We start from the raw sequence: 17,118 nt of genomic DNA, 5'->3' as shown, positions 1-17,118 counted from the left end.
AGCCCGACATTAGCTGTCTATGACAGGTAGTACAAGAGGAGCGTGGAGCCTGTGCGGCGCTGGGGTTCCCGGCGGGTCCGGCCGGGCCGGTCGCCCGCTCTGCTGTAATGGGCAGGTGCCGCACCGGCACCGCACCAGCGAGGAGGGGACCGTCGTGCCGCAGGAGAGCTCCACCCCCGCCGGGCCGGTCGTGGAGTTCGGCCCGCTCAGCGCGGCCGTGCTGCGCCTGGCCCGCGCGCACCGGGCGCTGGCGTCGCAGCTCATGCGCGAGGTGGGCCTGCGCCCGGAGCAGGGCGCACTGATGATGCACCTGTGGACGGCCGGGCCGGTGCGCCAGACGCACCTGGCGGCCCGCTTCGGCAAGGACTCCGCCGCCACCTCCCGCACGGTGCAGCGCCTGGAGGCCGCCGGCTACGTGCGCCGGCGCACCGACCCCACCGACCGCCGCGCCACCCTGGTGGAGCCCACCGCCGCCGGCGACGCCCTGCGCGCGCACGTGGAGCGGCTGTGGACGCGCCTGGAGGACGCCGTCGCCCGGGGCCTGGGCGAGCACGAGCGCGAGGTCGCGCAGGACCTGCTCGACCGCCTCGGCGACGCGCTGCTGGAGCAGCTGGACGCGGAAGCGGCCCGCAGCCTCGAGGAGATCTAGCGGGCCGCTGCGCGCCCGGGCGGGCGCCGGTCCTCAGCCAGCGTCGGCGCCCTCGCCCACGCCGTCGGCGTCGTCGGCCCGCTCGGGGGTGTCCACGGCCGAGCCGGGGCCGGTGCGCTGGTCGGCCTCCTCGGCCTCGAGCGCGAAACCGGTGTCGTTGCCGTAGCCGGGCTCGGTGGGCGCCTCGGCGGCCTGCTCGCTGCCGGGTTCCTGGCCGGGCTGGGTGGTCATGGCGGTCCTCTCGTCGGGGTTCGTCAGCGGTGCGCGCACCCGCGGAGCCGGGCGCGCCGGGTGGGCCTCAGGGGCGGAAGACCGAGCGCAGGCAGCCGTCCTGCTTGTGCTTGAACATCTCGTAGCCGCGCACGGCGTCCTCCAGCGGCATCTCGTGGGTGGCGAGGAAACCGGTGTCCAGCTCGCCGTCGGCGATGTGCTGCAGCAGCCGCGGCACGTAGCGCTGACCGTGCTGCTGCGAGGCGCGGATGGTCAGGCCCTTGTTCAGCGCCACGCCCATCGGGAACTTGTCGGTGAGCCCGTACACGCCCAGCACGGCGACGACCCCGCCCTTGCGGCACGCGAGGATCGCCTCGCGCAGCGGGGTGGCGCGGTCGGTCTCCAGGCGCAGCGCCTGCTTGGCGCGGTCGTACACCTCCTGCACGCCGGTGCCGTGCCCCTCCATGCCCACCGCCTCGATCACGGCGTCCGGCCCGCGCCCGCCGGTGCTCTCGCGCAGCGCCTCCTGGACGCTGTCGACCTCGGAGTAGTCCAGGGTCTCGGCGCCCACGCGGGTGCGCGCCAGCTCCAGCCGCTCGGGCAGGCGGTCCACCACGATCACCCGCTCGGCGCCCATGAGCTTCGCGCCCGCGGCGGCCATGAGGCCCACCGCCCCGGCGCCGAACACCGCGACGACGTCGCCGGGGGCGATGTCGCAGAAGTCCGCGCCCGTGAAACCGGTGGGGGCGGCGTCGGAGGTGAACAGCGCCTGCACGTCGCTGACCCCCTCGGGCACCGCGAAGCAGTTCACGTCGCCGAAGGGCACCCGCACGAACTCCGCGTGCGAGCCGGCGTAGCCGCCGAAGGGGTGCGTGTAGCCGTAGATCCCGCCGCTGGGGTACCCCAGGGCGGGCTGCTGCAGGGCGGCGTTGGGGTTGGTGGTGTCGCACAGCGCCCACATGTCGCGGGTGCAGTAGAAGCACTCCCCGCAGCCGATGAACGAGGGCACCACGACGCGGTCGCCCACCCGCACGCGCTTCACCTCGGGGCCGACCTCGGCGACCACGCCCATGAACTCGTGGCCGAAGACGTCCCCGCGGCGCATGCCGGGCAGGTAGCCGTCGATGAAGTGCAGGTCCGAGCCGCACGTGACGGTCAGCGTCACGTCGAGCACGACGTCGTGGGGGTTGAGGATCCCCGGGTCGCGCACGGTCTCCACGGCGAGGTCGTTCACCCCGTTCCACACCAGCGCGCGCATCAGCGCTCCTCCTCCCTCGCGGCCGGCTGCGGGCCGAGCGTGGGGATCTCCCCCGTCAGCAGCAGCGCGCGCAACCGGTACAGCAGCGTGAACGGCACCGCGCCGAGGCCGGCGCTCAGCTCGGGGGCCACCTCGCAGGTGACCTCGGTGCCCAGGTCGGCCGGCGCGGGGCGGGTGCTCACCCGCAGCAGCACGTCCCCACCGCCGGGGCGGCGGAACTCCAGGCCCTCGCCGGTAGGCACGAGCTCGGCGTCCACGGGCCCGCCCGCGGCCGGGGTGAACGTCCAGCGCGCGCCGTCGGCCTCGGCGCGCCCCGCCTCGCCCAGCAGGCGGGAGACCACCTGCGCGTCGCCCCACGCGGCGAGCACGTCGCCCGCCGGGCGCGCCACGGTCAGCGTCTGCTGCGCGGGCGCCCCCGGGCCCCTGCCCGGCAGCTTGCGCGCGGCGGCGCCCACGGCGGAGACGACCGCGTCCCGCGCCTTCTGCGTCACGTCCACGATCGGCTCCGTCCGTCCTGCCCGCCGCACCGGCGGGCGTCCCCCGAGGCGCTGTGCCGCACCGCGCGCCACGCTACGGCGGGGCGTGCGCGGCGGCACCTCGGCGCCGCCCCCTACGCTGGCCCGGTGGAGGACCCCGCCCAGCGCCGCGTCGACTACGGCGACCGCTCCTTCGACGAGGCCGACCTCGCCGCCTGCCCGCTCGAGCAGTTCCAGCGGTGGTACTCCGCGGCGGTGGACTCCGGGGAGCCGGAGCCGAACGCGATGACGCTCGCCACCGCCGGCCCCGACGGCCCCTCGGCGCGCACGGTGCTGCTCAAGGGCGTCGACGCGCGCGGCTTCGTCCTCTACACCAACCAGCGCTCGCGCAAGGCCCGGGCGATCGCGCACGAGCCGCGGGTGGCGCTGCTGCTCGTATGGCACGGCACGCACCGGCAGGTCGCGGTGCGCGGGCGCGCCGAGGTGCTCCCCCGGGCGGAGACGGAGGCGTACTTCGCCTCGCGCCCGTACGGCTCGCGCATCGGGGCGTGGGCCAGCGAGCAGTCCGAGCCGATCGCCTCGGCCGCCGGGCTGCACGAGCGCGAGGCGCAGCTGCGCCGGCGCTTCCCCGACACCGGATCGCCCGGCGACGTGCCGGCACCGCCGCACTGGGGCGGGTACCTCGTGCGCGCGGTGGAGGTGGAGTTCTGGCAAGGGCGCACCTCGCGCCTGCACGACAGGCTGGTGCTGCTCAGCCGCGACGGCTCCCCCGCCGCGCTGGACGACGGCGCGGCCTGGCGCCTGGAGCGCCGCCAGCCCTGACGCACCGGCCCCCGCGCGTGTCGGCTCGTGCGGGCGGGCCGCGGGTGCGTCAATCAGCCCCGTGACCGAGCCACGGACGGCCCCCGCGACGGCCCCGCCCGCCCCGCACGACCCGCCGCGCCACCGCCCGGAGCCGGAGCGCCCCGTGGCGCTGGCCGAGCTGGCCCGCGCGCTGGGGCTGGCGGCGCCGCCCGGGCCCGGCCCGCTGGTGCGCGGCGCGACCCTGGACTCGCGCCGGGTGCTGCCCTGCGACCTGTACGCCGCGCTGCCCGGCGCACGGCAGCACGGCGCGCGCTTCGCGGCCGAGGCCGCGGCGGCCGGCGCGGTCGCCGCGCTCAGCGACCGACCGCTGCCGGGGCTGCCCACCCTGGTGGTGCCCGACCCGCGCGCCGTGCTCGGGGAGCTGGCCGCGCACCTGCACGCCCGGCCCAGCGCGGCGCTGGCGGTGTACGCGGTGACGGGCACCAACGGCAAGACGAGCACCACGCACCTGCTCGACGCGGGGCTGCGCGCGGCCGGCCGGCGCACCGGGCTGCTCAGCGGCGTGGAGGTGCGCACGCCGGGCTGGTCGCGCCCGGCGCGGCGCACCACCCCGGAGGCGCCGGAGCTGCAGGAGGTGCTCGCCTCGCTGCGCGCGCAGGGCGCGACGTCGGCGGCGGTGGAGGTCTCCAGCCACGGCGTCGCGCTGCACCGGGTGGACGGCACCTGCTTCCGCGCGGCGGTGTTCACCAACCTCGGCAGCGACCACCTCGACCTGCACGGGGACGTGGAGTCCTACTTCGCCGCCAAGGCGGCCCTGTTCGAGCCGCGCCGCTGCGCGCTGGCGGTGGTCAACGCCGACGACGCGCACGGGCGCCGGCTGGCCGCGCAGGTGCGCACCCCCGTGGTGACCTTCTCCGCCGCCGGGCGCCCCGGCGCCGACTGGCGCGCCGAGCAGGTGCGCGCGGACGCGGCGGGCACCTCCTTCCGGCTGCTGGGCCCGGGCACGGACCGGCGCGTGCGGCTGCGGCTGCTGGGCGCCCACCAGGTCGACAACGCCCTGGGCGCCGTGGCGGTGCTGCACGCGACCGGCGTGGACGTCGAGGCCGCGGTGCGCGGCGCCGAGGGCCTCGGCGGCGTGCCCGGGCGGCTGCAGCGCGTCGACGCCGGCCAGCCGTTCCTGGCGCTGGTCGACCACGTGCACAACGTCGCCGGCCAGGAGCGGCTGCTGCCCTTCCTGCGCGGCCTGACCACCGGGCGCCTGGTGGTGGTGCTGGGCGCCACCGGCGAGCGCGACCCCGGCAAGCGCGAGCCGCTGGGGCGCACCGCCGCGCGCTGCGCCGACGACGTCGTCGTCACCGACGAGAGCGCGCACGGCGACGACCCGGCGGTGCTGCGCGAGGCGGTGGCCGCCGGGGCGCGCGCGGCCGGCGTGGCGCGGGTGCACGTCGAGCCCGACCGCGACGCGGCGCTGCGCCTGGCCGTCTCCCTGGCCGGTCCGGGCGACGTGGTCGTCGTGTGCGGGCGCGGGCACGAGCGCGAGCTGGTCGCCGGCGGGCGCAGCCGCCCCTTCGAGGACGCCGAGCGGCTGCGCGCCGCGCTGGGGCAGCGGGCGGCGCCCGGCCGATGAGAGAGCGGCCGGGGGGACGTCGGGAGAGCGCCGAGGGGTCGCGGAGAGCGCTCAGCCGGGCGCGGGTCCGCTGCGCCGGTGCACGGCCAGGGCCAGCAGCAGCGCCGCGGCCTGGCGCGGCACGGTGACGTCCAGCCCGGTGCACTCGCCCACGCGCCGCAGCCGGTTGAGCACCGTGTTGCGGTGGCAGTACGTGCGCGCGGCGGCCGCGGCGACGGAGCCGGTGGCGGCGAAGGCCTCGACGACCTCCAGCAGGCGCTCGCGCTCGGGCGGGGCCAGCGCGAGCAGCTCGCCGAGCACCTCGTGCGCGACGTCCTCGCCCAGCGCCCCGAGGCGGGCGGCGGCCACGTCGAGGGCGACGTGCGCCAGCCGGGCGGGCCCGGCGGCCTCCGCCGGCAGCGCCGCGGCGACGTGCTCGGCCAGGCGCACCGCACGCGGCACCCGGGCCAGCCCGCGCGCCAGCGGCCCGAGGCCGCAGGGCACCGCGGACAGCGGGGCGGGCACCACCGGCAGCCCGGGCCCCTCGGTGGGCCAGGCCCCGCGGGGGCGGTGGCCGACGACGAGCGTGCCCGCGTGGTGGTCCAGCAGCCGCAGCGCGCCCGGGCGCTGCAGCAGCGGCGCGAGCCGGCCGCGCGCGGCGGTGGGCACCACGGCCACGAAGACGTCGTCGCCGCGCCCGGCGCCCAGCACGGCCGCGGCGCCGGCCAGCAGGTCGGGGTCCTCCCCGTCGGAGGCCAGGAACGCCGCGAGCAGGCGGCGCCGGTCGCGCTCGCGCTCGTACGCCAGCGCGGCGGCGGCCTCGTGGTAGCCGACCTGCACGTCGGCGGAGTGCTCCTCCACGGCCTGCCACAGCTGCACCGGCAGGGTGACCGCCCCGGCCAGCGCGTGCGGCGGCAGCCGCTCGGCCAGCTCCTCCCACACCACCCGGAAGTGCAGCCGGGTGCCGGTGGTCACCGCCGCCAGCGGCACGTCCAGGCCGGCGCGGTGGCGGCCGAGGTCGCGGGAGACCTCCACCAGCCGCTCGGGCACGGGCAGGCCGACCAGGCGGCGCAGCACGCGCTCGCAGGTGGCCACCGCGTCGCGCAGCAGCACCTCGCGGGCCACCGCCCCGTCGGAGTAGGGCACCACCTGCAGCAGCTGGGCGAGGAAGCGCTCGGCGAGCACGTCGACGTCGCCGAGCAGCTCCAGCAGGACCGAGCGGACCTCCGCCGAGGCCGCGGTTTCCGCGGCGTTTCCGGCGTTGTGCACGTGCACAGGATACGCGCCGGATCGCGCGGCGGGGGGTCCTTGCCGCTGCCGCCGCGCCCTGGCGATCCTGCTCGCACCTCGCGGGGAACCCCCCGCCGCCCGAACTGCGAGGAGCAGGCATGACCACGGTGCGCGTCGCGCTGGTCCAGACCTCCTGGACCGGCGACCAGGAGAGCATGGTCAAGGTCCACGAGGAGTACGCCCACCAGGCCGCCGACGCCGGCGCGCAGGTGGTGTGCTTCCAGGAGCTGTTCCACGGCCCGTACTTCGGGCAGGTGCAGGACGCGGCGTACTACGAGTACGCCCAGGCCGTCCCCGGCCCGATCGTGCAGCGGTTCCAGTCCATCGCCGCCGAGACGGGCATGGTGATGGTGCTGCCGGTGTACGAGCAGGAGCAGCCCGGCGTGCTCTACAACACCGCCGCCGTGGTGGACGCCGACGGCAAGTACCTGGGCAAGTACCGCAAGCACCACATCCCGCACCTGGACCGGTTCTGGGAGAAGTTCTACTTCCGCCCCGGCAACCTCGGCTACCCGGTGTTCGAGACCGCGGTCGGCAAGGTGGGCGTGTACATCTGCTACGACCGGCACTTCCCGGAGGGCTGGCGCGCCCTCGGCCTGGCCGGCGCCGAGATCGTCTTCAACCCCAACGCCTCCAAGCCGGGGCAGTCCAACCGGCTCTGGGAGCTGGAGCAGCCCACCGCCGCGGCCGCCAACGGCTACTTCGTCGCCGTCCCGAACCGGGTGGGCCGCGAGGTCGGCGAGTTCGGCGAGGACGCCGTGGACTTCTACGGCACCTCCTACGTCGTCGACCCGCGCGGGAACTTCGTCGGCGCCAAGGGCAGCAGCACCTCCGACGAGCTGCTCGTGCGCGACCTCGACATGGACCTCATCAAGGAGGCGCGCACCGACTGGCAGTTCTACCGCGACCGCCGGCCGGACTCCTACGGCGACCTGGTGCGGCCGTGAGGACTCTCGTCTCCGGGGGCACCCTGGTCACCTCCACCGGCGCCTCGCCGGCGGACGTCCTGCTCGACGGGGAGAGCGTCGCCGCGCTGCTGACGCCGGGCACCGCGGCCGAGCTGGCCGTGGACGCGCACATCGACGCCACGGGCTGCTACGTGCTGCCCGGCGGGGTGGACGTGCACACGCACATGCAGATGCCCTTCGGCGGCACCGAGGCCTCCGACACGTTCGCCACCGGCACCCGGGCCGCCGCGTTCGGCGGCACCACGACGATCGTGGACTTCGTCGTGCAGCGCACCGGCGAGGTCGTCGAGCGCGCGCTGGAGCAGTGGCACGCGAAGGCCGCCGGCAACTGCGCCGTCGACTACGGGTTCCACATGATCCTCGGCGGGGTGGACGAGGACTCCCTGAAGGCCATGGACTCCCTCGTCGCCCACGAGGGCATCACCAGCTTCAAGCTCTTCATGGCCTACCCGGGGGTGTTCTACTCCGACGACGGGCAGATCCTGCGGGCCATGCAGCGCGCCACCGACAACGGCGCGATGGTCATGATGCACGCCGAGAACGGCACCGCCATCGACGTGCTCGTGCAGCAGGCCCTGGCCCGCGGCGACACCGACCCGGTCTTCCACGGCCTGACGCGCCCGGCGGCGCTGGAGGCCGAGGCCGTCAACCGCGCGGTCGCCCTGGCCGAGGTGGCCGGCGGCACCCCGCTGTACGTGGTGCACGTGTCCGCCTCGCAGGCGCTGGAGCGCATCGCGACCGCGCGCAGCACGGGCGCGAACGTCTTCGCCGAGACGTGCCCGCAGTACCTGTACCTGACCCTGGAGGACCACCTCGGCGCCGGCGGCCCGGGCAGCTTCGAGGGCGCCAAGTACGCCTGCTCCACCCCGCTGCGCTCCAAGCACGAGCCGCACGCGGCGGACCTGTGGCGGGGCCTGCGCACCGACGACCTGGCCGTCGTCTCCACCGACCACTGCCCGTTCTGCTTCAACGACCAGAAGGAGCTGGGCCGCGGGGACTTCTCGCGCATCCCCAACGGCATGGGCGGGGTGGAGCACCGCATGGACCTGGTGCACCAGGGCGTCGTGGACGGGCACCTGTCGCTGCAGCGCTGGGTGGAGACCTGCTCGACCACCCCGGCGCGGCTGTTCGGGATGTACCCGCGCAAGGGGACCCTCGCGCCCGGCTCGGACGCCGACCTCGTCGTGTACGACCCGGCGGGCACCACGACCATCAGCGCCGCCACCCACCACATGAACATCGACTACTCCGCGTTCGAGGGTTTCCGCCTCACCGGCGCCGTCCGCACCGTGGTCTCGCGCGGCACCGTCCTGGTGGACCGCGGCACCTGGACCGGCCCGACCGCCCACGGCCGCTACGTGCCGCGCGGCCTGTCGCAGTACCTGCGCTGAGGGAGGGGGAGACGTGGACTTCGGCATCGTCCTGCAGACCACCCCGCCGGCCTCGCGGGTCGTCGAGCTGTCCCGCCTGGCCGAGACCCACGGGTTCAGCCACGTGTGGACCTTCGACTCGCACGTGCTGTGGGAGGAGCCGTACGTCGTGCACTCGGCGATCCTGCAGGCCACCCGCAAGGTGGTGGTGGGCCCGATGGTCACCAACCCCGCCACCCGCGAGTGGTCGGTGACCGCCTCGACGTACGCGACGCTGAACGAGATGTACGGCCCGCGCACCATCTGCGGCATCGGCCGCGGCGACTCCGCCGTGCGCACCCTGTCCGGCAAGCCGACCACCCTGGCCACCCTGCGCGAGTCCGTGCACGTCATCCGCGAACTGGCCAACGGCCGGGCCGTGGAGCACCGCGGGCGCACCCTGCGCCTGCCGTGGGCGCCGGTGACCGGGCCGACGAACCGCACGCAGGTGTGGGTCGCCGCGTACGGGCCCAAGGCCCTGCAGCTGACCGGGGAGGTCGCCGACGGGTTCATCCTGCAGCTGGCCGACCCCGACGTCGCCGCCTGGACCATCAAGACCGTCAAGGAGGCCGCCGAGCGCGCCGGGCGCGACCCGGACGAGGTGAAGGTGTGCGTGGCCGCGCCCGCCTACGTCACCGGCGGCTCCGAGGCGGAGCTGGCGCACGCGCGCGAGCAGTGCCGCTGGTTCGGCGGCATGGTCGGCAACCACGTCGCCGACCTCGTCGCGCGCTACGGCGACGGCGGCGAGGTCCCCGCGGCCCTGACCGACTACGTCGCCGGGCGCAAGGGCTACGACTACAACCAGCACGGGCGCGCGGGGAACACCCACGCCGACTTCGTCCCCGACGCGGTCGTCGACCGCTTCTGCGTGCTCGGCGACGTGCAGCAGCACGTGCAGCGGGTGCGCGACCTGCAGTCCCTGGGCGTCGACCAGTTCGCGCTGTACCTGCAGCACGACGCCAAGGAGGAGACCCTACGCGCCTACGGCGAGCGGGTGCTGCCCGCCCTGGCCCCGCCCCCGGTCGCGCTCTCGTGAGGCTCGCACCGTGACCGGGCTGCTGGAGGGCGCACCCCCCGCCGGACCCGCGGCCGCCGCGCCCGCCGCCTCCGGCGCCGCGCGCGGCGTGCCGCCCGCGGTGCGGCGCGCGGGGTCGGCGCTGCTGGGCGTGGCGGTGCTGCTGGCCGCGTGGGAGCTGTACCGCGCGCTCGGGCCCACCGCCGGCGTGGAGGTCGGCGGGCAGCGGGTGCTGCCGCGCGCCGACCCGCGTTCCATGCCGGGCGTGCTGGAGGTGCTGCGCACCCTGGGCACCCCCGAGGTCGCCGTGCCCGGCTCGCGCACCGTGGGTGCCGCGGTGCTCGCCGCGGCCTGGGGCACGCTGCGCACGGCCGCCGCCGGCTGGCTGCTCGGCGCGGCCGTCGGGATCGCGCTGGCGGTGCTCATGCAGCGCCTGCGCGTGGCCGAGCGCGGCCTGCTGCCGTACGTGGTGCTCAGCCAGACCGTGCCCGTCATCGCCGTCGCCCCGCTGGTGGCTGCCTGGGGCGGGCGGCTGCGGCTGACGCCGGAGCTGACCTGGCAGCCGTGGACGTCCGTCGTCGTCCTGTCCGCCTTCCTGGCGTTCTGCCCGGTGGCCGTGGGGGTGCTGCGCGGGCTGCAGTCCCCCGCCCCGGCCGCGGTGGAGCTGTTCGCGGCGCTGCACGCGAGCCGCCGGCAGACCCTGCTGCGCCTGCGGCTGCCGGCGAGCCTGCCGTTCCTGCTGCCGGCGCTGCGGCTTGCCGCCGCCCAGGCCGTGGTCGGCTCCATCGTCGCGGAGATCTCCACCGGCACCCGCGGCGGCACCGGGCGCCTGGTCCTGCAGTACGCGCAGCAGGCCACCTCCGCACCGGGGCGCCTGTACGCCGCGGTCCTCGGCGCGGCCCTGCTGGGCCTGCTCGCCGCGGGCTGCGTGGCCCTGCTCGAGACCGTGCTCCTGCGCACCCGCACCCCCGGGAGGAACCCGTGACCGCCGCGGTCCGCGTCGTGGACCTGCACCAGCGCTTCGAGACCCCCGGTGGCGCCGTGCACGCGCTCTCCGGCGTCGACCTGACCGTCGAGCCGGGCGCGTTCGTCTCGCTCATCGGCCCCTCCGGGTGCGGCAAGTCCACGCTGCTGCGCTGCATCGCCGACCTCGTCACGCCCACCTCCGGCGAGGTGAGCGTCGGCGGGCTCAGCGCCGCCGAGGCGCGGCGCCGGCACTCCTACGGCATCGCGTTCCAGTCCGCCGGGCTGCTGGAGTGGCGCAGCGTGCAGCGCAACGTGGAACTGCCCCTGGAGCTGCACGGCGTCGGCCGGCGCGAGCGCGCCGAGCGCGCCCGGGACCTGCTGGAGCTCGTGGGCCTGGGCGAGTTCGCCTCCGCCCGCCCCGCGCAGCTCTCCGGCGGCATGCAGCAGCGCGTCGCGATCGCCCGCGCGCTGGCGGAGGAGCCCCCGCTGCTGCTCATGGACGAGCCGTTTGGCGCGCTGGACGAGATGACCCGCGAGCGCCTGCAGGCCGAGCTGCTGGCGGTGCGCGAGCGCACCGGCACCACGGTGGTGCTCGTGACGCACTCCATCGCCGAGGCGGTGTTCCTGTCCACGCAGGTCGTGGTGATGTCCGCGCGCCCCGGGCGCGTGGTGCGCGTCGTGGACGTGGAGCTGCCCGGCCGCGACGAGGACGCCCGCGAGCACCCGGCGTTCTTCGCCGCCGTCACCGAGGTGCGCGAGGCGCTGCGCGGGCGCACCGCGAGCGGGGCGGCGCAGCCGCTGGCGCTGCGGGGCGAGGACCGGTGAGCGCCGGCACGTCGCTGCGCACCCGCCTGCTGCCGCCGCTGCTCGTCGGCGTCGCGGCGCTGCTGCTGTGGCAGGCCGTCGTGGTCCTCGGCCGGGTCGCCACGTTCGTGCTGCCCTCGCCCCTGGCGATCGCCGGGGCGTTCGGCGGGGTGGCCGGCGACGTCGCGCGCGCCGCGGCCGCCACCGGGACCACGGCCGCGGTGGGCCTGCTGGCCGGCTCGGTCGCCGGGATCGCCGCGGCCGCGCTCGCCGCCCGCTCCCGGCTGCTCGACGAGGTCCTCTCGCCGCTGTCGGCGGCCGCCAACGCCCTGCCGATCGTCGTCCTGGCGCCGGTGTTCAACGCGATGTTCGGCTCCACCAGCCCCGTGCCCCGCCGGCTCGTGGTGGCCGTGGCGGTGTTCTTCCCGGTGTTCGTCAACACCGCCCGCGGCCTGCGGCGCGTGGACCCGGTGCACGCCGAGCTGGTGCGCGCCCTGGCCGTGTCCGGCTGGGCCGTCACCCGGCACGTGCGGCTGCCGGGGGCCGTGCCGTTCGTGACCACCGGCCTGCGGCTGGCGGCACCGCTGTCGGTCATCGCCGCGGTGGTCGCCGAGTACTTCGGCGGCCTGCAGGACGGGCTCGGCTCGCGCATCACCTCCGCCGCCAGCGCCACCGCCTACCCCCGCGCCTGGGCGTACGTGCTCGGGGCCGTCGCCCTGGGCCTGGCGTTCCACCTCGCCGCCCTGCTCGTCGAGCGCCTGCTCGCCCCCACCACCAGGAGGTCCCGTTGAACCCTCGCTCCCCCCTCAGCCGCCGCGCCGCCCTGCTCGGCGCCGCCGCCGGGGCCGCGGCCCTGGGCGCGGCCGCGTGCGGCAGCGCCGACCAGGAGGCCACCGCGGGCGGCCCGAGCGCCGGCGCCGACGGGCTGACGCCGGTGAAGCTGCAGCTGCAGTGGGTCACCCAGGGGCAGTTCGCGGGCTACTTCACCGCGCTGGAGCGGGGTTTCTACCGCGACGAGGGCCTGGACGTGCAGATCCTCGAGGGCGGCTCGGACATCGTCCCGCAGACCGTGCTGGCCCAGGGCCAGGCCGACTACGCGATCGCGTGGGTGCCCAAGGCGCTGGCCTCGCGCGAGCAGGGCGCGGCCATCACGAACGTCGCGCAGGTGTTCCAGCGCTCGGGCACGCTGCAGGTCTCGTTCAAGGGGGCCGGCATCGACTCGGTGGAGGCGCTGCGCGGCAAGAAGGTCGGCAACTGGGGCTTCGGCAACGAGTACGAGCTGTTCGCCGCGATGACCGCCGCCGGGCTCGACCCCGCCACCGACGTCACGCTCGTGCAGCAGCAGTTCGACATGCTCGGCCTGCTGCAGGGCGACGTCGACGCCGCCCAGGCCATGACGTACAACGAGTACGCCCAGCTGCTGGAGGCCGAGGACCCCGCCACCGGCGAGCTGTACACCGCCGACGACTTCACCGTCCTGGACTGGAACGAGGTCGGCACCGCGATGCTGCAGGACGCGGTGTGGGCCTCCAGCGACAAGCTCGGCGACACCGCGTACCAGGAGCAGACGGTGGCGTTCCTCAAGGCGTCGCTGCGGGGCTGGGCCGCCGCCCGCGACGACGCGGCAGCCGCCCGCGACGTCGTGGTGGCCGGCGGTTCCACCCTGGGCGCCAGCCACCAGCTGTGGCAGGTCAACGAGGTCAACAAGCTCGTGTGGCCGGCGCCGGCCGGCGCGGGGGTCGTCGACGCGGCGGCGTGGGAGCGCACCGTGGCCATCGCCCGCGACACCCGCAACGCCGAGGGCCAGACCGTCATCAGCCGGGACCCCGGCGCCGACGCGTACACCAACGAGTTCGTGCAGCGGGCCGTGGACGAGCTGAGCGCCGACGGCGTGGACGTCACCGGCGAGTCCTTCACCCCGCTGGAGGTGACGCTGAACCCCGGCGGCGCCTGAGCGGCGGGCGCGCCGCCTCGCGCGGGCGGGCGCGAGGCGGTAGGCAGGGGGGCGTGCACGCGCCGGACGTCAGGGTGCGGCTGCCGCGCGGGCGGCGGCTGTCGCCGCTGCGCGCCATCGCGCTGCGGCTGGGCGTGGCGCTGGCCCTGGTGCTCGTCGCCTGGCTCATGGTGGTGATCGAGCGCGAGAGCTACACCGACAACCTCGACGGGGACGTCTCCGTCGTCGACGCGCTGTACTACACCACCGTCACGCTGAGCACGACCGGCTACGGCGACATCGTGCCCGTCACCCCGGGCGCCCGGCTGCTCAACGCCCTCGTGGTCACGCCCATGCGCGTGCTGTTCGTCATCGTGCTGGTCGGCACCACCATCCAGGCGCTCACCGAGCGCTCCCGCACCGAGTTCCGCCTGGCCCGCTGGAGGTCGCGCATGCGCGAGCACGTCGTCGTCCTGGGCTACGGCACGAAGGGCCGGGCCGCGGTGCGGCAGCTGCGCCTGCACGGCCACCCGGCCGCGCAGCTGCTCGTGGTCGACAGCGACCCGCGCGCCACCGCCGACGCCTCCACCGACGGGTACCTGGCCGTCACCGGCGACGCGACCCGCGCGGCGACCTTCGAGGCCGCCCTCGTCGACCGGGCCGCCCGCGTGGTGGTCGCCCTGGACCGCGACGACACCGCGATCCTGGCGACCCTGGCCGTGCGGCGGCTGAACCCGCGCGTCGGCGTGGTGGCCGCGGCTCGCGAGTCCGAGCACGCGGAGCTGCTGCGCGAGAGCGGCGCCAGCTCCGTGGTGGTCTCCTCCGAGACGGCCGGGCGGCTGCTGGGCATGGCCTCCGACAGCCCCGCGGCCGTGGCCGTCGTGGAGGACCTGGTCTCCTTCGGCAACGGCCTGGACCTGGCCGAGCGCCCCGTGGCGCCCGACGAGGTCGGCCGCGCGCCCGGCTCCCTGCCCGTGCCGGTGCTCGCCGTGCTGCGCGGGGGGCACGCGCACCGCTACACCGACCCGCAGGTGTCCGAGCTGCGCGAGGGCGACCGGCTGCTGTACGTCCTCACCGGCCAGCAGCACGGCTGAGGCCCGCCGACCGGCCCCGCGGGGCCGGTCGCGTGGACCGGTCGCGAGCGGGTCAGCTCATCGCGCGCACACCGGCGAGGAACTCCGTGAGCACCGCGGGCTGCACGTGCACCCTCAGCGTGGCCACGAGGCCGTCGACGTCCCAGGCGACGGACACGTCGGGCACGTGCACGCCGTGGTAGGCGAGTTCGAGGGCGACGACCTCGGGCAGGTGGGTCCCGGGTTCGATGTCGAGGGCCTGGTGGCGGCGCTCCTCGTCGAGGGAGGCCCACCAGCTCTCGAGGGCGGCGGTCTGGGTCACGTGCTGCTCATCGCGGCGACCCCCGGCGGTGAAACGAGGTGTCCCCCGGGTGGCCCAGCGGGCCCCCGACCGCCGCCGCCCCGGGGTGCGCGCGGGCACCCGGTCCGGTTTGATCGAGCAGGTGTCAGCAACCACCCGGGACGTGAGCACCCACGACGAGGTCGAGCTGAAGTACGACGTCGAGGAGGGCGCCGAGCTGCCCGCCCTGGACGGCCTGGAGGCCGAGGGTCGCACCCTGCACCTCGAGGCGGTGTACTTCGACACCCCCGGCCAGCGCCTGGCGGCCGCGCGCGTGACGCTGCGCCGGCGCACCGGCGGCGACGACGCCGGCTGGCACCTGAAGCTGCCGGTCGCCGGCGCGCGCCGCGAGGTGCGCCTGCCCCCCGGGCGCGCCGCCCGCCGGGTCCCCGAGCAGCTGCAGCGGCTCGTGGCCGCCCTCACGCGCGGCGAGCCGCTGGTGCCGGTGGCGCGGCTGACGACCGCGCGCACCGTGCGGCACGTCGTCGACGACGGCGGCCGGGTGCTCGCCGAGGTCGCCGACGACCGCGTGGAGGCGCAGCGGCTGCTGGCCGAGGGCCCGGTGCCCGAGCCGCAGGTCTGGCGCGAGCTGGAGGTCGAGCTGGTCGAGGGCGAGCGCGACCTGCTGGACGCGCTGGACGCGCAGCTGCGCGCGCACGGGGTGGCCCCCGCCGGGCACGGCTCGAAGCTGGCGCGCGCCCTGGGCACCGACGCGCCCGCCGCGCCGGCGCCCGCCGCGCTCAGGCGCCGCTCCCCCGCCGGCGCCGTCGTCGGCGCCCACCTGGCCGCGCAGGTGCGCCAGCTCGTCGCGCAGGACCCGCTGGTGCGCCTGGACGAGCCCGACAGCGTGCACAAGGCGCGCGTGGCCACCCGGCGCGCGCGCAGCGCGCTGAAGACGTTCCGGCCGCTGTTCGCCGAGGGGGTGCCCGAGCGGCTGCGCGCGGAGCTGTCCTGGCTGGCCGACGAGCTCGGCGGCGCGCGCGACGCGGAGGTCATGCGCGACCGCCTCGCCGGGGCCGTGGAGCGCCTGGAGCCGGTGGAGGGCGAGGACCCCGCCGCCGAGCGCGAGCGGCTGCGCGCGGCGCTGGAGGCCGACCACCGCCGCGCCCACGACGAGCTGCTGCTGGCGCTGGGCTCCGAGCGGTACCTGGCGCTGCTGCGCGAGCTGGAGGAGCTGGTGGCCGCGCCGCTGGACGGCGCGCCCTGGGCGCCGCCGGCCGCCGAGCCGGCCCGCGAGGTGCTGCCGGCCCTGGTGCGGGCCACGGACAGGAAGCTGCGCAAGCGCGTGGCCGCCGCCTACGCCGCCGACGCCGACCCGGCGGTGCCGCCCGACGAGGCGGACCACCTCTTCCACGAGGCCCGCAAGCGCGCCAAGGAGGCCCGCTACGCCGGCGAGGCGCTGCAGCCGGTGTGGGGCTCGGACGCGGGCGCGTACGCGGCGGCCGTGGAGGGGCTGCAGGAGGTCCTCGGCGAGCACCAGGACTCCGTCGTGGTGCGCCGGGTCCTGCACGCCCTGGCCGGGCGCGAGCCGTCGCTGGGCTTCACGTGCGGGCGCCTGTTCGCCGCCGAGGGCGAGCGCGCGGCGGCCAGCCGGGCCGCCGTCGACGCCGCCTGGGAGGCCGCCTCGCGCCGGCACCTGCGGCGCTGGCTGCGCTGACCCCCCGGCGCGCCCGACGCGCCCGACGTGTCCGACGTGCCCAGCGGGCGCGGCGGGGGTAGGCAGGGGGCGTGGACGCCAAGGACCTGCTGCTGGACGGCTACGGCCGCATCCGCCCCGCCGTGCACGCCGTGCTGGGGCAGTGCGACGACGCGGCCCTGACCGCCCGGCTGGACCCGGGCGCCAACACGGTGGCGTGGCTGCTGTGGCACCTGGCGCGCGTGCAGGACGACCACGTCAGCGAGGTCGCCGGCACCGAGCAGGTCTGGACCGCCGACGGCTGGGCGCGCCGCTTCGACCTGCCGCTGGACGACGCCGAGACCGGTTACGGCTTCTCCGCCGAGCAGGTCGCCCTGGTGCGCGCCGGGGCCGCGGAGCTCGGCGGCTACTACGACGCCGTGCACGAGCGCACCGAGCGCTACCTGCGCACCCTGTCCGACGCCGACCTCGACCGCGTCGTCGACGAGCGCTGGGACCCGCCGGTGACGCTGGGCGTGCGGCTGGTCAGCGTGCTCGACGACGACCTCGAGCACGTCGCGCAGGCCGCCTTCGCCGCCGGGGTGCTGCGGCGGCGCTGAGCGGCGCTGAGCGGCGCGCGTCCCGCGCCGGGGCCCGCACCCGGCGGAGCCCCGCCGGGTGCGCCCCACCGGCTGCCCCCCG

The 17,118-nt window shown here is 76.8% G+C and carries 18 protein-coding genes; 13 read left to right on the top strand and 5 right to left on the bottom strand.

Annotated elements, in window-relative coordinates:
• Positions 1-115: 115 nt before the first annotated feature.
• Positions 116-649, top strand: coding sequence for a MarR family winged helix-turn-helix transcriptional regulator (locus ACRYMN_RS01070; RefSeq protein ID WP_432491064.1), 534 nt, complete (start codon positions 116-118; stop codon positions 647-649).
• A 33-nt stretch (positions 650-682) separates the two neighbouring features.
• On the opposite strand, the gene ACRYMN_RS01065 is transcribed toward ACRYMN_RS01070, so the two are convergent.
• From ACRYMN_RS01065 to ACRYMN_RS01055, 3 genes are all read right to left on the bottom strand, one after another.
• Positions 683-880 carry a hypothetical protein gene (locus ACRYMN_RS01065; protein ID WP_432491062.1) on the bottom strand — a complete coding sequence of 66 codons (198 nt, stop codon included), beginning with the start codon at positions 878-880 and terminating at the stop codon, positions 683-685.
• Between the two features lie 67 nt (positions 881-947).
• Entirely contained in the window at positions 948-2,117 is a 1,170-nt protein-coding gene (locus tag ACRYMN_RS01060) for a zinc-dependent alcohol dehydrogenase (RefSeq protein WP_432491060.1), read from the bottom strand.
• Positions 2,117-2,614: a hypothetical protein gene (locus tag ACRYMN_RS01055; protein ID WP_432491058.1), complete on the bottom strand. Its 498-nt coding sequence runs from the start codon at positions 2,612-2,614 to the stop codon at positions 2,117-2,119. The genes ACRYMN_RS01060 and ACRYMN_RS01055 overlap by 1 nt, the downstream gene beginning before the upstream one ends.
• A 126-nt stretch (positions 2,615-2,740) precedes the next feature.
• Here ACRYMN_RS01055 and pdxH point away from each other — a divergent pair, with 126 nt between their 5' ends.
• Both pdxH and ACRYMN_RS01045 read left to right on the top strand, forming a co-directional pair.
• Positions 2,741-3,415: a pyridoxamine 5'-phosphate oxidase gene (pdxH, locus tag ACRYMN_RS01050; RefSeq protein ID WP_432491056.1), complete on the top strand. Its 675-nt coding sequence runs from the start codon at positions 2,741-2,743 to the stop codon at positions 3,413-3,415.
• A gap of 61 nt (positions 3,416-3,476) precedes the next feature.
• Positions 3,477-5,024, top strand: coding sequence for a Mur ligase family protein (locus ACRYMN_RS01045; RefSeq protein WP_432491054.1), 1,548 nt, complete (start codon positions 3,477-3,479; stop codon positions 5,022-5,024).
• 51 nt (positions 5,025-5,075) lie between these two features.
• Here the strand turns inward: ACRYMN_RS01045 and ACRYMN_RS01040 are convergent, their stop codons facing one another.
• On the bottom strand, positions 5,076-6,272 hold the full coding sequence (locus tag ACRYMN_RS01040; RefSeq protein ID WP_432491052.1) for a helix-turn-helix domain-containing protein: 1,197 nt from the start codon (positions 6,270-6,272) through the stop codon (positions 5,076-5,078).
• Positions 6,273-6,391: 119 nt separating this feature from the next.
• On the opposite strand from ACRYMN_RS01040, the gene ACRYMN_RS01035 reads away from it, so the two are divergent.
• The 8 genes from ACRYMN_RS01035 to ACRYMN_RS01000 are packed head-to-tail and all read left to right on the top strand — an operon-like array spanning position 6,392 to position 14,482.
• Positions 6,392-7,240, top strand: coding sequence for a nitrilase-related carbon-nitrogen hydrolase (locus ACRYMN_RS01035; protein ID WP_432491050.1), 849 nt, complete (start codon positions 6,392-6,394; stop codon positions 7,238-7,240).
• Positions 7,237-8,652, top strand: a complete 1,416-nt coding sequence (gene hydA, locus ACRYMN_RS01030; RefSeq protein ID WP_432491048.1) for a dihydropyrimidinase — start codon at positions 7,237-7,239, stop codon at positions 8,650-8,652. The genes ACRYMN_RS01035 and hydA overlap by 4 nt, the downstream gene beginning before the upstream one ends.
• A gap of 13 nt (positions 8,653-8,665) precedes the next feature.
• A complete protein-coding gene (locus ACRYMN_RS01025) occupies positions 8,666-9,706 on the top strand; it encodes a TIGR03842 family LLM class F420-dependent oxidoreductase (RefSeq protein WP_432491046.1) in 1,041 nt (346 codons plus the stop codon).
• Between the two features lie 10 nt (positions 9,707-9,716).
• On the top strand, positions 9,717-10,670 hold the full coding sequence (locus tag ACRYMN_RS01020) for an ABC transporter permease (RefSeq protein ID WP_432491044.1): 954 nt from the start codon (positions 9,717-9,719) through the stop codon (positions 10,668-10,670).
• Positions 10,667-11,476, top strand: a complete 810-nt coding sequence (locus tag ACRYMN_RS01015) for an ABC transporter ATP-binding protein (RefSeq protein ID WP_432491042.1) — start codon at positions 10,667-10,669, stop codon at positions 11,474-11,476. The genes ACRYMN_RS01020 and ACRYMN_RS01015 overlap by 4 nt, the downstream gene beginning before the upstream one ends.
• Positions 11,473-12,246, top strand: coding sequence for an ABC transporter permease (locus ACRYMN_RS01010; RefSeq protein ID WP_432491040.1), 774 nt, complete (start codon positions 11,473-11,475; stop codon positions 12,244-12,246). Before ACRYMN_RS01015 ends, ACRYMN_RS01010 begins: the two co-directional genes overlap by 4 nt.
• Positions 12,243-13,409: an ABC transporter substrate-binding protein gene (locus ACRYMN_RS01005; RefSeq protein WP_432491038.1), complete on the top strand. Its 1,167-nt coding sequence runs from the start codon at positions 12,243-12,245 to the stop codon at positions 13,407-13,409. The genes ACRYMN_RS01010 and ACRYMN_RS01005 overlap by 4 nt, the downstream gene beginning before the upstream one ends.
• A gap of 53 nt (positions 13,410-13,462) precedes the next feature.
• Entirely contained in the window at positions 13,463-14,482 is a 1,020-nt protein-coding gene (locus tag ACRYMN_RS01000; protein WP_432491036.1) for a potassium channel family protein, read from the top strand.
• 52 nt (positions 14,483-14,534) lie between these two features.
• On the opposite strand, the gene ACRYMN_RS00995 is transcribed toward ACRYMN_RS01000, so the two are convergent.
• Positions 14,535-14,783, bottom strand: a complete 249-nt coding sequence (locus ACRYMN_RS00995; RefSeq protein ID WP_432491034.1) for a hypothetical protein — start codon at positions 14,781-14,783, stop codon at positions 14,535-14,537.
• 142 nt (positions 14,784-14,925) lie between these two features.
• Between ACRYMN_RS00995 and ACRYMN_RS00990 the strand changes: the two genes are divergently transcribed.
• The gene (locus tag ACRYMN_RS00990) at positions 14,926-16,458 is read left to right on the top strand and encodes a CYTH and CHAD domain-containing protein (protein ID WP_432491032.1); all 1,533 of its coding nucleotides are present in this window, start codon (positions 14,926-14,928) and stop codon (positions 16,456-16,458) included.
• A gap of 71 nt (positions 16,459-16,529) precedes the next feature.
• A complete protein-coding gene (locus ACRYMN_RS00985; RefSeq protein ID WP_432491030.1) occupies positions 16,530-17,036 on the top strand; it encodes a mycothiol transferase in 507 nt (168 codons plus the stop codon).
• The last annotated feature ends 82 nt before the right edge of the window (positions 17,037-17,118 follow it).

The sequence above is a fragment of the Kineococcus gypseus genome, from assembly GCF_050871305.1.
Classification (GTDB): domain Bacteria; phylum Actinomycetota; class Actinomycetes; order Actinomycetales; family Kineococcaceae; genus Kineococcus; species Kineococcus gypseus.
This window is presented reverse-complemented; position numbering and strand designations above follow the sequence as displayed.

Excerpts from the sequence above, each read along its gene's own strand:
- ACRYMN_RS01060 (WP_432491060.1), bottom strand. The coding sequence starts at position 2,117 with ATGCGCGCGCTGGTGTGGAACGGGGTGAACGACCTCGCCGTGGAGACC.
- ACRYMN_RS01065 (WP_432491062.1), bottom strand. The coding sequence starts at position 880 with ATGACCACCCAGCCCGGCCAGGAACCCGGCAGCGAGCAGGCCGCCGAG.
- ACRYMN_RS01035 (WP_432491050.1), top strand. The coding sequence starts at position 6,392 with ATGACCACGGTGCGCGTCGCGCTGGTCCAGACCTCCTGGACCGGCGAC.